The organism is Parendozoicomonas callyspongiae, from assembly GCF_023502345.1.
Taxonomy (GTDB): domain Bacteria; phylum Pseudomonadota; class Gammaproteobacteria; order Pseudomonadales; family Endozoicomonadaceae; genus Sansalvadorimonas; species Sansalvadorimonas callyspongiae.
On record NZ_JAMFLX010000001.1, the window covers coordinates 235,725 to 251,310 of the forward strand.

12 protein-coding genes are annotated in these 15,586 nt (G+C 47.1%); 6 read left to right on the forward strand and 6 right to left on the reverse strand.

Going from position 1 to position 15,586, the window contains the following annotated elements; all coding sequences use genetic code 11:
* Positions 1 to 490: 490 nt before the first annotated feature.
* The 6 genes from def to M3P05_RS01065 all read left to right on the forward strand — a co-directional run bounded on the left by def (position 491) and on the right by M3P05_RS01065 (position 10,131).
* On the forward strand, positions 491 to 1,003 hold the full coding sequence (gene def / locus M3P05_RS01040; RefSeq protein ID WP_249697370.1) for a peptide deformylase: 513 nt from the start codon (positions 491 to 493) through the stop codon (positions 1,001 to 1,003).
* Between the two features lie 131 nt (positions 1,004 to 1,134).
* Entirely contained in the window at positions 1,135 to 2,106 is a 972-nt protein-coding gene (gene fmt / locus M3P05_RS01045; protein ID WP_249697371.1) for a methionyl-tRNA formyltransferase, read from the forward strand.
* On the forward strand, positions 2,106 to 3,413 hold the full coding sequence (rsmB, locus tag M3P05_RS01050; RefSeq protein ID WP_249697372.1) for a 16S rRNA (cytosine(967)-C(5))-methyltransferase RsmB: 1,308 nt from the start codon (positions 2,106 to 2,108) through the stop codon (positions 3,411 to 3,413). The genes fmt and rsmB overlap by 1 nt, the downstream gene beginning before the upstream one ends.
* A 92-nt stretch (positions 3,414 to 3,505) precedes the next feature.
* Positions 3,506 to 4,879, forward strand: a complete 1,374-nt coding sequence (gene trkA, locus M3P05_RS01055) for a Trk system potassium transporter TrkA (protein WP_249697373.1) — start codon at positions 3,506 to 3,508, stop codon at positions 4,877 to 4,879.
* Positions 4,880 to 5,305: 426 nt separating this feature from the next.
* A complete protein-coding gene (locus tag M3P05_RS01060) occupies positions 5,306 to 6,754 on the forward strand; it encodes a TrkH family potassium uptake protein (protein WP_249697374.1) in 1,449 nt (482 codons plus the stop codon).
* Positions 6,755 to 6,921: 167 nt separating this feature from the next.
* Positions 6,922 to 10,131, forward strand: coding sequence for a hypothetical protein (locus tag M3P05_RS01065; RefSeq protein WP_249697375.1), 3,210 nt, complete (start codon positions 6,922 to 6,924; stop codon positions 10,129 to 10,131).
* A 67-nt stretch (positions 10,132 to 10,198) separates the two neighbouring features.
* Here M3P05_RS01065 and M3P05_RS01070 read toward each other — a convergent pair whose 3' ends face one another.
* From M3P05_RS01070 to M3P05_RS01095, 6 genes are all read right to left on the reverse strand, one after another.
* Positions 10,199 to 12,334, reverse strand: coding sequence for a beta strand repeat-containing protein (locus M3P05_RS01070; protein ID WP_249697376.1), 2,136 nt, complete (start codon positions 12,332 to 12,334; stop codon positions 10,199 to 10,201).
* A gap of 13 nt (positions 12,335 to 12,347) precedes the next feature.
* Positions 12,348 to 12,860, reverse strand: coding sequence for a hypothetical protein (locus M3P05_RS21055; protein ID WP_249697377.1), 513 nt, complete (start codon positions 12,858 to 12,860; stop codon positions 12,348 to 12,350).
* 218 nt (positions 12,861 to 13,078) lie between these two features.
* Positions 13,079 to 13,897, reverse strand: a complete 819-nt coding sequence (locus M3P05_RS01080) for a CsgG/HfaB family protein (protein ID WP_249697378.1) — start codon at positions 13,895 to 13,897, stop codon at positions 13,079 to 13,081.
* Positions 13,898 to 13,961: 64 nt separating this feature from the next.
* Positions 13,962 to 14,369: a curli assembly protein CsgF gene (locus M3P05_RS01085; protein ID WP_249697379.1), complete on the reverse strand. Its 408-nt coding sequence runs from the start codon at positions 14,367 to 14,369 to the stop codon at positions 13,962 to 13,964.
* 32 nt (positions 14,370 to 14,401) lie between these two features.
* Entirely contained in the window at positions 14,402 to 14,830 is a 429-nt protein-coding gene (locus tag M3P05_RS01090) for a curli production assembly/transport protein CsgE (protein WP_249697380.1), read from the reverse strand.
* A complete protein-coding gene (locus tag M3P05_RS01095) occupies positions 14,827 to 15,492 on the reverse strand; it encodes a LuxR C-terminal-related transcriptional regulator (RefSeq protein WP_249697381.1) in 666 nt (221 codons plus the stop codon). The genes M3P05_RS01090 and M3P05_RS01095 overlap by 4 nt, the downstream gene beginning before the upstream one ends.
* Positions 15,493 to 15,586 lie beyond the last annotated feature (94 nt).

Here is a 15,586-nt window from a genome sequence, read left to right on the forward strand (position 1 = left end):
TCAGAAGAAGCTCATTAGCTGCCTCCGGGCTAATTTTTTTGCAGGACCACTCCAGTATTTGGCCCGTAGTGCTGTGGTAGGCGTTCGCAAACCCATCAGCCCATAACCTCTCAGAGTCATATCCTGATTTTCTGGGAAATATCGAGCAGGCTTTATTGGTTGCAGCTCGTATTACTCTATGGAGAGGATTCTGGGAATGCTGGACCAAGGGTCTGCTGAACCCCATCAGAGACCAGTCTCCCAGACGTTTAGGTTGATGTTGTTGGATTTGCGAAGACATAAGTAAGAGCTCATATTCTTAACAGCGCTCGCAAAATACCGACAAGGATATGCCGTAACACTAACAACTGAGTTACCTCCGATAACAAACTCTACATATCTACATTGACAGTCACTCTAACCAACCAAAGATAGAATTACGGATGCCTGCCCAATACTCTTGCCGTACAATAAAATGATTTGGTTATATAAAGCAGAGCTGAAATAAGACATGGCAAAACTCGAAATTCTGGAATTTCCTGATCCCCGTCTGCGTGAGCCGGGCAAGAAAGTAGAAAAAGTTGATGATGAGCTGCGCGCAATTATCGATGATATGTTTGAAACCATGTATGCCGCTGATGGATGTGGCCTGGCAGCGACCCAGGTAAATATTCAGAAAAAGCTGTTCATCATGGATCTGTCTTCAGAAAAGGAAGAGCCTCTGGTCTTTATCAACCCAGAGATCACCGCACTGACAGAAGAGCCTTCAGAGTTTGGTGAAGGCTGCCTGTCTGTTCCCGGTTTTTATGAAAACCTGGACCGCCCGAACCGCATCAAGGTAAAAGCCCTCGACCGTAATGGTGAAGTGTTTGAGCGTGAGTTTGAAGGTCTGGCCGCAGTCTGTGTCCAGCACGAAAATGACCACCTCGACGGCAAGCTGTTCGTGGATTACCTCTCCAAGTTCAAGCGTGACCGTATCCGCAAGAAGCTGGAAAAAACACAACGGCTGTCTACAGGCCGCTAGCCCCAAATATAACCGGTATCGGCTCCTGCTCTGCGGGCAGATACCGGTTTTTTTTCCATATCCCGCAGCTTTCCCTTTTTTGCCTCTACAGGCGATAATTATCCTCTTAAGTCTTTTTCAGCCGGAACATCATGAGCAAAGCCCTGCGTATCGTCTTTGCCGGCACACCCGAGTTTGCCGCTATTCATTTACAGTCTGTGCTCGAAAGCGAGCATGAGGTTGTCGCCGCTTACACCCAGCCAGACCGTCCGGCTGGCCGTGGGCGCAAGCTGACCCCCAGCCCAGTTAAGGAGCTGGCCCTTCAGCATGACCTTCCTGTCTACCAACCTAAAAGCCTGCGTAATGAGGAGGCCCAGCAAGAGCTGGCAGCTCTGAAGCCTGATCTGATGATTGTTGTGGCCTATGGTCTGTTGCTGCCACTGGAAGTTCTTGATACTCCGGTTCATGGCTGCATCAATGTCCACGGCTCAATCCTTCCCCGTTGGCGTGGGGCGGCACCTATACAGCGTGCTGTGGCTGCTGGGGATAAAGAATCCGGTGTCACCATCATGCAGATGGACAAAGGTCTCGATACCGGCGATATGCTGCTCAAGGTGACCTGCCCAATCAATAACACCGATACCAGTCAAAACCTCTATGACCGTTTGGCAGAACTGGGTGGCCCGGCTCTTCAAAAGACACTGAACATGATCGCTGAAGGCTCTCTACAGCCAGAAAAGCAGGATGATAGCCTCGCAACTTATGCCCACAAGATGACCAAGGAAGAAGGCCAAGTCGACTGGAACAAGTCGTCCTGGGAGCTGGATTGCCAGATCCGGGGCTTTAACCCCTGGCCGGTTGCCTGGATGTTGCAGGATGCCAGCCAGCCTGAGAAGCGCACCCGTATCTGGGAAGCACAGTCTCTCGAAGAGCCTCTGGATGAACAAGCGACAGAGGCTCCTGGAACAATTCTTCAAGCCAGCCGTGACGGCATTGATATTGCCTGCGGCAAGGGTGTTCTACGCCTGAAAAAACTGCAGCTCGCAGGAAGCAAAGCAATGAATGTTCTGGACCTGCTGAACAGCCGCAGCGAGATGTTCAAACCCGGCGTGGTACTCAGCTAATGGCAGCACGAAAGCCTTCTGTCAGGCTCAACGCAGCACAGGCCCTGGCAAGGGTTATCAAGGGCGAGTCTCTGGGAACAGCCCTTCCAGCGGTGGAAGAGACGTTTGAGGGTCGTGATCTGGCCCTGCTGCGCCAGCTTTGTTACACGACTTTGAGACACTGGTTTTCTCTTAATGCCAGACTTGACGCGTTACTGAGCAAACCATTGAAAACCAAAGATTCAGAAGTTAAAGCGTTGATGCTTCTGGGTTTATGCCAGCTCAGCCATATGCGAATCCCTGAACATGCATCAATCAGCGAAACCGTAACTGCAGCAGGGAACCTTAAGAGGAAGCCTTGGGCTCGCGGGCTGGTTAACGCCGTTCTTCGTAACTCACAACGCGAAGCTGACACCCTGCAAAGTTTGTCTTTGGATAATGCAGAAAAATGCGAGTTACCTGCCTGGCTCTACGGAAAAATTGCCAAAGCCTGGTCAGACCAGCTTGATGAAGTTATCGCGGGGACTAACAGTCAGGCCCCTATGACATTGCGAGTGAATGCCAGAAAAACGTCCCGGGAAGACTACCTGCAAGTTTTGAAGGAAGCCGATATTTCTGCTGAAACCTGTCAGTATTCCAGACATGGTATTCAGCTCGAACAGGCTACTAACGTAAGTTGCCTGCCTGGTTTTTCTGACGGCATGGTCAGTGTTCAGGATGAAGCCGCACAGCTTTCTGCAGATATGCTGGAATGCCAGCCTGGTAACAGGGTGCTTGATGCCTGTGCAGCCCCTGGCGGCAAAACCTGTCATCTTCTGGAAAGCACTGCAGACCTCGACATGACAGCGCTGGACCTGGAAGCGGCGCGCCTTGAACGTGTTGCAGAAAACCTGGAACGCCTTCAGCTTCAGGCCAAGCTGGTTCGGGGAGATGCCAGCAAACCAAAATACTGGTGGGATGATAAACCGTTCGACCGTATTCTTCTGGATGCTCCCTGTTCAGCGACAGGTGTTATACGTCGCCATCCGGATATTAAGCTGCTGCGTCGCCCGGAAGATATAGTTCAGCTAGCTGAACTGCAGGGCAGAATCCTTGATACCATGTGGTCGCTATTGAAACCTGGAGGCACCATGGTTTATGCCACCTGCTCGATTCTTCCGGAAGAAAACAGTAAACAGATTAAGAGCTTTCTTGCCCGCACGGAAAATGCAGTGCAGGATACGCCCATAATGGGCTGTGGTCTGGATACCGGTTTTGGTATGCAACTGCTTCCAACAAAAGGCATGCATGATGGATTTTTCTACTGCCGTCTGCGTAAGCAGCCCTAAGCTGCCCGCAGTACCTGCAATAGAAAAACTTGCAAAGGGTGTGCGGAGAATAAGTTCTCCGCACTTTCCTGATTAACAAGAACTGAGCTTTCATGAAAATTATCATTCTGGGTGCCGGCCAGGTTGGTGGCACTCTGGCCGAGAACCTGGCCAGCGAAGAAAATGATATTACCGTTGTCGATATCAACACTGAGCGCCTGCGGGAACTGCAGGACCGGCTGGATATCAGAACTGTACACGGTATGGCCTCTTTTCCGTCTGTATTGAAGCAGGCCGGTGCTGACGATGCCGATATGCTGGTTGCCGTCACCAACAGTGATGAAGTGAATATGGTGGCGTGTCAGATCGCTTTCACCATGTTCCACACACCAACCAAGATTGCCCGTATCCGCCAGACTGCGTACCTGACCCGAACCGGTCTGTTCAGCGAAGAGGCGTTCCCTGTTGATGTTTTGATCAGCCCGGAGCAAGTGGTTACAAACCATATAAAGCGCCTGATAGAGCATCCGGGGGCATTGCAGGTTCTCGACTTTGCCAATGGCCGCCTGCAGATGGTGGCAGTTAAGGCTTACTATGGCGGACCATTGGTTAACCAGGAACTGCGCACCATCCGTGACCATATGCCTAATGTGGATACACGCTGTGCAGCAATCTTCCGCCGGGGTAAGGCCATTGTTCCAACAGGAAAAACGGTTCTGGAAGCGGATGATGAAGTCTTCTTTATCGCCGACCGTCGTCATATCCGCGATGTAATGAGTGAGCTTCGTCGACTGGATGAAGACTACAAACGCATTATTATCGCCGGTGGCGGTAATATTGGTCTGCGTCTGGCTCAGGCTATTGAAGACCGTTATAACGTTAAAATCATCGAACGTGATTTGAGCCGCTGCCACCAGCTCTCTCAGGACCTGAATCGCACTATAGTCTTTAACGGTAACGCTTCTGACAAAGATCTGCTGCAATCGGAAAGCATTGAAGGCACAGATATCTTTATCGCGCTGACCAACGATGACGAAGCCAATGTAATGTCTTCCATGCTGGCCAAGCGTCTCGGTGCCCGTAAGGTAATGGCTCTGATCAACAACCCTGCCTATGTTGACCTGGTTCAGGGTGGTGAGATTGATATCGCGATTTCACCCCAGCTGGTTACCATTGGCAGCCTGCTGCGTCATGTTCGCCGAGGTGATGTTGTAAACGTTCACTCTCTGCGCCGCGGGGCTGCAGAAGCCTTTGAGGCTATTGCCCATGGTGACAAGAACAGCTCACGTGTTGTTGGCCGAACCATTGATGAAGTCGAGCTTCCCGCTGGAACGACCATTGGTGCCATTGTTCGTGATGATGAGGTGCTGATCGCGCACGATCACATCATGATCGAAGCAGGTGATCACGTTATCTTGTTCCTGACAGACAAGAAGCGTATAACCGAGGTAGAGAAGCTGTTCCAGGTTGGCATAGCTTTCTTCTAAACAGAAAACTTCAAAACAGAAATACAACGAGGAGCCTGCAAGATCAGGCTCCCGATATAGCAACAGCCTAGGGGGCGTTCTCAATTAAATATCGACTCAGTGACTCTAAAAGCAGCCAGATGTTAGAAGGGCTTGTGAAAATCGTAGTTATTCTACATTGAGCAAGCCCGACGCAGCAGACGTTTGTGCCCTCTGGGTATGGCCGCTTTTAGAGTCACCCGCAGGGCGCTTTCGAGAGTTCCTGTAAGCTTCGTTGTAGCGCCTTGAAAGGCAACGAGCATTCCTGCGGCACTACGCCTCGTTACAGAAACTCTCGAAAGCGCTGAGCTCGATGTTTAATTGAGAACGCCCCCTAAAGCTGAAAACAATAATGAAATGATTTGAGTAACGGGGCTTTCATCCGTTACCGGGGGAGTGAAGCCGATAATGCATCCATCGGTGATCTTGCGTATTTTGGGGGCGCTGCTTGTTCTGTTTAGTCTGGCCAGTCTGCCTCCGGTATTCGTTGCCTGGCTTTACCATGAGCCAGAGATAGCTCTTTTTTCCTATACGTTTGTTGTGACTCTCTTTACAGGGCTTGGTGCCTGGCTCCCTTTTGCTCATACCGAACACGAACTCAGGCCCCGTGATGGCTTTTTGATTACTGTTCTTTTCTGGCTGGTGCTGAGTCTGTTTGGCTCCATTCCTCTATTGCTTATGGAAACACCAAATCTTGATTTTACTGATGCTTTCTTTGAATCCATGTCAGGCCTGACTACAACCGGTGCCACTGTTATTACCGGGCTGGAAGAGTTGCCGAAATCCATTCTTTTCTATCGCCAACAGCTGCAATGGCTTGGAGGCATGGGCATTATTGTTCTGGCCGTGGCAATTCTTCCTATGCTTGGTATTGGTGGCATGCAGCTTTACCGGACGGAAGCTCCGGGACCAATCAAAGACAGAAAACTCACTCCGCGAATTGCAGAAACAGCCAAAACGCTCTGGTATCTCTATCTTGGAATAACCACCATCTGTGCCGGTTGTTACTGGCTGGCTGGTATGAATTTGTTTGATGCCATCTGTCATAGCTTTTCCACTGTCGCGATAGGTGGATTCTCGACTTACGATGCAAGCATAGGCTGGTTTAACAGCCCGCTGATTGAAGGGATAGCTATTTTCTTTATGGTGATATCAGGGATGAACTTCGCCCTGCATTACTTTGCCATTCAGAGCCGTGATCCTTTTTATTATTTTAGGGATCCTGAAGTACAGGGGTATCTGGCCATCCTTGCAGGAGTAGGTTTTATATCGGTTGTTGCCCTCGATATGACCGGAACCTATACCGACTGGGAAGCACTTCGGTATGGCGTTTTCGAAGTTGTTTCCATTGCCACAACAACGGGGTACTCAATCTCGGACTTTTCTCTATGGCCAATCTTTCTCCCCATGCTTCTGTTTCTTACCAGTTTCTCTGGTGCCTGCGCCGGATCGACCGGAGGGGGAATGAAGGTTATTCGTATCCTGCTTATCTTCAAGCAGGCATCCCGGGAGTTAAAGCGCCTGATACATCCCAATGCAATCTTTACCGTCAAACTTGGACGCCGAGCAGTGCCGGATAGGGTAGGGGAGGCTGTCTGGGGCTTTGTTTCCGCTTATATTTTCCTGTTTATCATTATGGAGCTGGCGCTCCTGGCGACAGGGCTGGATCTGACCACAGCCTTTTCTACCGTTGCTTCCTGCCTGAACAATCTTGGCCCCGCTTTGGGTGAAGCCTCAGCTAACTACCAAAGCCTGCCAGCTACAGCAAAATGGGTTTTATCATTTGCCATGCTGCTTGGTCGCTTGGAAATTTTCACTTTGGTTGTGCTGTTCTCTCCCATGTTCTGGCGCCACTGAAAAACACTGCCAGACTGGATTTATCCAGTGACTTCTACTAAGACTTTCATCCCTTCCGTCAGAGCCTTATGCAATACGGCTCATTAAGAATAACTAGGGATGAAATGAGGAATTGTCGATTTAGGCAGGGAAGAATAACCTGCAATGGAAAAGTGCTCAGGCATATCTTGCCAAAGACTCGTGCCTCTCCGCTATTTTATAAAGCACACCTCCTATGTTTTTTATTTATCTTTCTTATAACCCCTTCTTATCAGCTTGTACTGGCTGGAATTGGCCAAACATCACCTATTTCATCCCTATCGCACCCAAGCTCAAGCAGCACAGATTCCAGTAGTGATAGCGACTCCGCCTCAGGCGAAGATAACGTTAACCCAAAGCCTCAAGAATTATCGCCTTCTAATAACCGCAGAGAAGATCTAAGGCGCATATTTGCAAGTACAAAAGCTCCCCCCCCAAAAAGAAGCCCAATGCATACTACGGCCTGTCCGACTCTCCCTGTGCAGCAGTCTTCAGATATTTCTTTATTGGATGATAAAGAAGAACACAATTCATATGATGAAAGTACTTACTCAAAAAATTTGGGTGTAACAATTTCTCTCGACCGCATTTATTCTGACGAACCATTATTTTTAAAGGTTCACATACCGAAATACATCTATGGCAAACTTAAAAAACAAAAAAAGAAAAGCACCAAACCAGTTAAACAAGTTTTCGTCGTAAGCAAAGAAGACAAGTCGAAAACAACCACCCAGAGAACATCAAGAAGCTCTCTTCGCGCACAGTTTATAAGATCGACATCTATAGAAAGTGATTCTGGCCTTGATTCTGAATCAGATTCAGAAGAATGGATACCAACCACCCAAAAAAGAAAAACAATAATTATCAATGACTCAGGAAGTTCTTCAGATGAAGAATCCAGCGACGATGAATGTATAAGTGTTCAAGCAAATTACAAAGGCCTTGCGTACCACCCCTATAACAAAGAAAAGTTAAAATCAGTTCTGGAAAGCATGATCAGAGAAGGTATGAATGATAAGGGATATTATAATGAAGATAGGATGTTTAGTGATTGTGAGTGTGCCAAGAGTCTAAATTCCGGTAGATATGGCATGCCACCTCAACTAAATAAGTATACCCATTGGAATGCACCTGCCGTTCGAGATGCAATACAAGCCTTAGAAATAGATGATACAAGGAACTTAGATGAGAGAAGACGGACTAAACGTATTACTCCAGAAACTCTGAAGAAAAGGTTTGATACATATTTGAAGGCTGGCAGTAGGAAATCAACCCCAAAGAATGGGATATTACCGGGTGGCTACAATGCCGATGGAAGAATCGCATACCTCTTTAACAAGTGTGGACTTCCTGTTCCCAAAGCTTTGACTTACGTGGAAACTCAAAGAAAAAAGAAACAGCGTTATAACCCAGATAAGCTGAAAGATTTAATTGAAAAGGCAAAGCCTGAAGGAAAGAAAGTAAGATGGACAGCTCTTCGTATTAGGCTTGCTATTCAATACTACCAGATACATGATCCTCGTTTAGAGCAACACACAAGAAAGAAAATTAATCTTATAGAACGTGCAAATGACTCAATACCTGCATTGAAGCTACTTCTCCTTGAATACCTTGTTGACTATGGGCAGTCTCATACTGATTTTGGCTATGTGGCCAAACGTCTCGATGGAAAAGTTTTTGTTCCAAAGGTTATTAGAGAAGAACGAGGTATTACTGAAGAAACAATGGAATGGAATCCCTTATTAATACAGACAGCTGTTGAGATTTTTGAGTTTCATAAATACGATCATTTAGTCAGGCAGCGTTTTGTTCGTAAAGATGAATTAGTTCAGGGGATGCGAGATGGCGAAGTAAACGACGATAGGAGAATACTATATGTTAAAGAGTACCTGCTCGCATGCCTTGAAGATATGATGCTATTGAAAGCACCCAACATTTATACCCGTATAGCGAGCCGTATTCGAAATTTGGGGGTGGAGTTTCCAACAAAAATAGTAATAAGAAGCGATTTTACAGGTACAAATTGGACAGCTGGCTGGGTTAGGGCAGCTTTTAATGCATTTAAGATAAAAATTCCAGTTAAGGTAAAAATACAACGCCGTTTCTGGATAAAAAAAATGAGGGAGTCACCAGTTAATTCTCCCGAGCACAATCAAGCAATCAGGGACTACGTAGAAAGCTTATCAAGCACTAGAACTTATAAGCAAATAGCAGATAACTTGAATGACCTGGCCAGGGGTAAGGACTGTAAGGTTGATCCTAAAAAAGCCATATACATACCTGTGCTTTATGGCGGGTCACCGCCGGACAGACATCTATCCTGTCACTGGATGAGCTATAACATTGCACTGATCATGGGAAATTTCAGTGAAGGAGGACATACACGACCAGATCTGATAGAAGTTATTCGGGACGAATCGGCCGAAATGCCAGAAAGGCTTCTTGCGCTTAGCCAATATATTGATCACATCAAATTCTTTTTTTCGATGAATAATCCCAAACCTCTCGGGAAAAAGGCAGAGAAAACTGGTAGCACACTTGGTTGGGAAAGAAACCTTTATAAACGCCTCAAAGACACATTGAACCAAACTGGCATTTTTATTCCTCAACAGGTCTTACATGATGCCAATGAAACCGTATCTGTTTATAAACCCATGTGGTCTTTACGCATGGCTGAAATTGCGGATCAGAAATTGGGGGAGTATTTGTACACTCATGAAGAAATGGGAAATAAAGAGAACACTTACGAGGATGATATTGACGACAATGAGCTTGATCTGGATTTAGATATTGAGGACGATCCAGCGCTTGATACATTAGATGTAGATGTAGATGTAGATGTAGATGTAGATCTTGTACTTCCTAAACGGTCTAACTTCACTGTATATACTATCCCAAAACTTTCAGACAAAAATATGGCTTTTGTTGAAGAAAAAGCAAAGGTTGCTACCACCACTGAGTTACCAAAAACTGATACAAAAAAAACCAGCTACAGGCCGTTACAACTCAGTACCAAGAGCTCTTCAAATACTCACTCTCACAGGTCTTCACAGTCGCATAGATGCTGCTCAAGCTCTCATCAGGTGGATAAAGAAAGAACCCATCGCGCAGAATCAAGATACCCACCCAGACACCGGCACCTCAGCCCAACCACAAGAGCAAGGAATAAGCTTAGTCAGTACCACCAGCCATTAGGAAGCTCAAGCTCCCATTTTCGCGAGAAGAGTCATTCAAAATATGACCACCAAGATCATTCTTTCCGTCATATTTCAAGTGACAGGCATAGTTCTTCAAACCAGTCTCAACAGCCCCCCCTGCAAACAGACTACAAATATTTTTTTGAACCGATTTCTCCTTGATCGGAGTTTCATCCTTAAAAAAGGAAGAGCATGCCCCCTTCCTTTCTTTTGTTTTATAAGTTCTACATCAGTACTGACGGATATTTGCAGTATTACCCGCTCCGCCAGTCTGAGAGATGGAGGCATAAGCATTGCTTCCGGTCTGCTGAATCATGGCCACGTTCATGTTTTCAGCTGAAGCACCAATACCCGCCTGAGCAACTCTTGCCCGCAGACCAGTACCAGTCTGCTCAACTGTTGCCTTGTTAAACCCACCAGTCATCTGGTCAACGGTCACATCCAGGTTGACACCATCCTGGCTGGCAGATGCCCAGTTATCGTTACCATCCTGATTCATGGTCACAAGACTATTGCTGGTTGTAGAGGTCTGGGTCATCTGAGCATAGTTATTTTCACCACCCAGGTTCAGACCAGCATTGTTATCGGTACCTGTCTGGGTAACGTGCAGAATGCCGAAATTACCAGTCTGGTTAATGGTGTAAGTCAGGTTTTCACCATTCTGAGAGATAGATGCGGTGTTATCATCACCCTGCTGGTTAATCACAGCGTTGTTGCCTGCACCATAACCACTCTGGGTAATATATGCAGAGTTACGATCACCATCTTGAGTGATCATTGCCAGATGGTTTTCGCCTCTTTGAGTAATAGTTGCAGAATTACGGTTGCCAGCCTGGTCAACATTAGCTGTCTGTGCAGTTCCATTTTGAGTGATAACTGCATAGGATGAATCACCATCTCTGGAAACAATAGTGGCCTGATGCAGAGAACCAGTCTGGCTAATCACGGACTCAACCCCATCAGTATTAAACAGATTGGTTTGAGTAATAGAAGCAGCTACGTTCGCAGTTGTGGTCTGGGTGATTATTGCATTCACACCATGAGAATTGCTCTGGATGATAGTCGCATCACCACCCGCACCGTATTCACTGGAATACTGGTTAATCGTCGCCGTTGCATTGCTTGAACCGTCAGTCTGCCAGATGTTGGCAGCATACAGGTTGGTACCGTAAGCCTCTTGCTTGATATTACCAGTGTTGTCATTACCAACCTGGGTCACATGGGCTTCCGTACCAGGCTTGGTATGCAGCTGCTCAATCTTGACGTTGTTTCCTTCACCTGTGCTGGAGATAGAAGCTGAGCTGCCCTGGGTCCAACGACCACTTGGGTCTTTCTTTTGCAGAATTGTACCGGTGTTACCACCACCAACCTGTGCAATTGTGGCTGAGCTGTTGGTTGTCTGCTGAATCTGCTCAATGGTTGCAGTATTACCGCCACCCTGAGACTGGCTGATAGACGCAGTTATATTGTTGGAACCACCTTTCTGCTTGATGGTCGCATCATTTCGAGATGCGGAAGAGCCGCCGCCCTGGTTGATACGAGCTGAAACACCTCGAACATTATCCTGTTCGATAGTTGCTCGGCCACCATCACCATTGATAACAATCTCAACATTACCATCCAGGTTTGAGACATTATTTTGGAAAACAGAAGCCGTGTTGTCGTTACCAGTGACAGTAATTCTGGCTTCAGCATCCTGAGCGTCAGTCTGTCTCTGGGTAATAGTAGAGGTGTTGCCAATACCAGCCTGATTAATGGTGGCAATGCTGTTTGAGGTGTTCTCAATCTGGTCAATGGTAGCAACGTTGCTTCCACCGACTGACTGACTGATATTTGCTTCCAGGTTAGTGCCGCCACCGCTCTGGGTAATTGCTGCACTGTTGCCTAACTCAACTGTTCCACCGCTCTGCTCAATCTTGGCGGCCACGTTGCTGACATTTTCCTGAGCGATATTAGCTTTGATGCTGCCATCACCATCAATAATTACCTGGGCTGTTTTATCAGCACCGCTTTTCGTCCCATTTACGTTTGTCTGGGTGATTGTGGAGTTATTGTTGCTCCCGTTGATCTGAACATCAGCGCTGACATCCCGGCTGTTTGTCTGAGTCACATTGATGATGTTGTCGATCCCGGTGGTTAAAGTCACTGTTGCAGAAACTGCTTCACTTCCACCAGCCTGATGAAGAGTTGCCCGGTTGTTATCACCGGTCAAAGACACTGTTGCACTTGCATCAGCTACTGCTTCTTGAGTGATGGAAGACACGTTTTCGAGACCATTCTGAGTAATCTCGGCATTGTTGGGTTCGGCGTATGCCGTCGAGCTTGCCAGCATTATTGCAGCTGCGATTGGTGTGTACTTCTTCATTCTTATCTCGTCATCAGTTGAACTGTGTAATCTCTACGCTCTGGTTACCTGACTGAGTTATATCGACGGAGAGCCCTACACCTATCTGGGTTATAGTGGCCGAGTTGTTTTCTCCGTACTGAGTAACATTTGCGCTGTTGTAGCTGCCTACCTGGTTGATGGTTGCGGTATTCCCGTATCCTGCCTGACCGAGGTAAACACTGTTGTAATCTCCTGTCTGATTCAGTATCGCTGTGTTACCAACGCCCGCCTGCCAGACAGTAATTGCGTTTTGATAGCCAGACTGTGATGCAGCTATTTCGTTTTCCTGCCCTTGCTGCATGCTGCGGTAAAGGTTTCCATCACCGGTCTGTGTCAGATTGAGATTGTTGTCAGAGCCATCCTGCCAGGCTTTGCCAATGTTTTCGGTTGGGTCAGGGATCTCATTCCAGCCTTCCAGCTCGTTCCAGCTGTCCAGATCTTCCCACCCACCGGCATTTGCCAGAGAGCTAAGCATGATCAAGCCTGTCAGAACAAGTTTGTGCACCAATGGTCATCCCGAACTTAAAGCCTATATGTATCCGGTTACTATTCTGCAAAAAGCAGTACAGCCAGACATCGCCAATGTGGGTGAAATCAGTTATGCGGCTGCCTCACCCAAAGGGGTGATCTGCACTTAGCAACAGGGTCAGTTTTATTCTTGTGGTAGCCGGAAGAAGATGGTTAGAATTTTTTTGTCGTTTTTATACCATGCTGACAGGCCCATTACAGAGATGGTGATGCTTCCTGCATATAGGCCTGAATTACCGGATTATTCATATCTTCAGGTTTCCCCAGCCTCCAGGAATTATCTTGAATTCCTTCGGTGATCATATGAATAACTGCTGCCTCTATTGCCGACATGACCAGCATCTGTACAGGTTCATTATTCGTATAACCGCCTTCGGTCTCCAATAGCCTCTTGTACTCTATAAATCGGTAGATACCCGCCTGCAGCTCGTGGGAAAGTATTGTTTTTGTGACATTAACACTGTGCAAAATTTGACCAGAATAGATATCGACGGCACGGAGGTTGATAGTCACCTGATCCTGCCGGTATTTCCCCGAAAAACCAATACCAAAGTACTTGGCTCCCACTCCACCTGTACGGGTGTTGCTTTCATAGGCAATGATTCCCCCTTCCAGCAACACACTCGCGGATGACAAGGGGGGGAGGTTGGCGTTTTGCACTTCCCTCTCTTTATTGGCGGCACGAATAATTTTTCGCTCAGTCAGAACATTCTGTAGCCCTTCACGCTCAAGGGGAATAAACCAGCCAGAGTCCTTGAGAGCCGTATTCAGCATTGCTGTTGCCCCCTGGGTAACAGCCGTCGAGAAGTTGCTGGCAGGAGCAGGACGATACTGCCCGGTCTGATCCTGAAAACCATACACCGCAGCAATAATTTTGCCTGCCGGTTTGGGAAGGGCCTTTAAATCCTGAAAGGTTGAGCTTCGTGGCATCAGGGTCGGTTTTTTTCCACCCAGAGGTTTTCCGGTAACAGGGTTACCTGCACAGCCACTTATTAGAGCTGCGATAAACAACATTGTTAGTATTCTTTTTACTGCAAGAACCATCTTTTACACAGCCTTCATATTCCTGATGTGCGACCTAGTTAATAAGCCCGTTAACAACAATTTCAGTACTCTCTCCGGTATTTTTATCTGTTGTCTGAACAACAAGATCGCCACTACCTCCCTGAGTGATCACAACCAGAAAGTCATCGGTTTCCAAACGACCATTGTTGTTTTTTCCTTGCCCAAGGTCCGCCAACATTTGACTTAACAGCCGGGATTGCAGAGAACTATTAAAGCGATCAAGTTCACTGGTCTGATTGAAGCTATTTGAAGATGATTTTGCTTTGGTGTCGTTTTGCGCCTGAGCGCCACCCAAAAGATAAGCCCCGTTGGCCGGGTTTCCCCCGAAAGAAGGGTTGACCGGGGTATAAATCAATTCGCTGGCTTGAGTGAATGAGGCAGCGACTCCTAGTAAAAGCGATATAACTGATGATTTGCCCAAACTACTCTCCTCGGGAACATCAAATCTGAAATTTAGAACTCGTCTTTTGCCAAATCCGGGTTGTTATCAAACAAATTTGATAACTGAATCATTTGTAGCTTCTGTTCCGCTGCATTGACAGCCAAATGGGCTTTAGTTTCGATGTCTGTGCGAGCGGGACTTAAGACAGTCCCATAGATTGGTTTTCTGTTGTAAACGATAGCAATCTGGCTGCCTCTCAGAGCACTGGGAAGCTCTCTAACCACCAGGTTTCCAGGAACAGACTTATCCTGTTCCCACCATAGCCTTGCGAACTCCCGATAAAAGCGACGTCCAGGCGGGGTTAGGGTTCGGTCAATAACGAGACCTTTTAACCCATTATCGGGTTCATCTCTTTTCAGTACAGGATCATCAGAGACAGCTGAAAGCGGCAGCAGGAATATAAGTGAGAAGATCAGTACTTGCTTGATAACACACTTCATCCAACCCCCGCAGACGACCCTGGCAGGTTTTCCTTTACCCAGATTGTCGCTTGGGTTCGGTTGTTGATATCCAGTTTTCTGTAGAGGTTTGTGAGGTGGGTTTTTACGGTGTTCTTACTAAGGCACACTTTGTCCGCAATCAAAGTATTACTCGCCCCGGTTGATACCAGTTTTAGAATCTCCAGCTCTCTGGGTGTAAGCTCATCAAGACGGGCATCAGCAATCATATCTTCAAACTGATCACTCTCAATCTTACGGTGCTGCTCAAGAAGCTCACTCATTATCTTGCGGGACAGCCAGTATTCGCCATCCATCATCCGGTAAATACCTTTTACCAGTGTTTCAAATGAATCATCCTCGTAGAACACACCCTTAATCACTTTGCAGTCAGAAATAATCTGCATGTCCTGATCTTTCTTGGTATTAATCAGGGCAACGGTGACATCTTCAACACTCTCGGATATATGTTGAAGAATTCTGGTGAACTCATCGCAACCCAGTGATGCCTTATCCACCAACACAATATGACCAGACAAAGCACCCAGGTTAGATTCGATCAGGGAAGGGGGAAGAGTGAAAGCCACAAACTCATGGCTGAGACTCTTCTCAAGCACAGATGCCTGTAGGTTTTTCTTTGTCAGGAGATATACAGAACTCACCATCTGATGCTCCGCCTATGACGCCTATGCTTCTCTTACAATCCATCCCAGAGTAAGTCAGAGTCCCTAGCAGCGTGCAGGTATACAAAACCGGCAG

What these genes read in the sequence shown, in the direction of transcription:
- def (WP_249697370.1), top strand. Translation starts at nt 491, where the DNA reads ATGGCAAAACTCGAAATTCTGGAATTTCCTGATCCCCGTCTGCGTGAG.
- fmt (WP_249697371.1), top strand. Translation starts at nt 1,135, where the DNA reads ATGAGCAAAGCCCTGCGTATCGTCTTTGCCGGCACACCCGAGTTTGCC.
- rsmB (WP_249697372.1), top strand. Translation starts at nt 2,106, where the DNA reads ATGGCAGCACGAAAGCCTTCTGTCAGGCTCAACGCAGCACAGGCCCTG.
- trkA (WP_249697373.1), top strand. Translation starts at nt 3,506, where the DNA reads ATGAAAATTATCATTCTGGGTGCCGGCCAGGTTGGTGGCACTCTGGCC.
- M3P05_RS01060 (WP_249697374.1), top strand. Translation starts at nt 5,306, where the DNA reads ATGCATCCATCGGTGATCTTGCGTATTTTGGGGGCGCTGCTTGTTCTG.
- M3P05_RS01070 (WP_249697376.1), bottom strand. Translation starts at nt 12,334, where the DNA reads ATGAAGAAGTACACACCAATCGCAGCTGCAATAATGCTGGCAAGCTCG.
- M3P05_RS01080 (WP_249697378.1), bottom strand. Translation starts at nt 13,897, where the DNA reads ATGTTGTTTATCGCAGCTCTAATAAGTGGCTGTGCAGGTAACCCTGTT.
- M3P05_RS01090 (WP_249697380.1), bottom strand. Translation starts at nt 14,830, where the DNA reads ATGAAGTGTGTTATCAAGCAAGTACTGATCTTCTCACTTATATTCCTG.
- M3P05_RS01095 (WP_249697381.1), bottom strand. Translation starts at nt 15,492, where the DNA reads ATGGTGAGTTCTGTATATCTCCTGACAAAGAAAAACCTACAGGCATCT.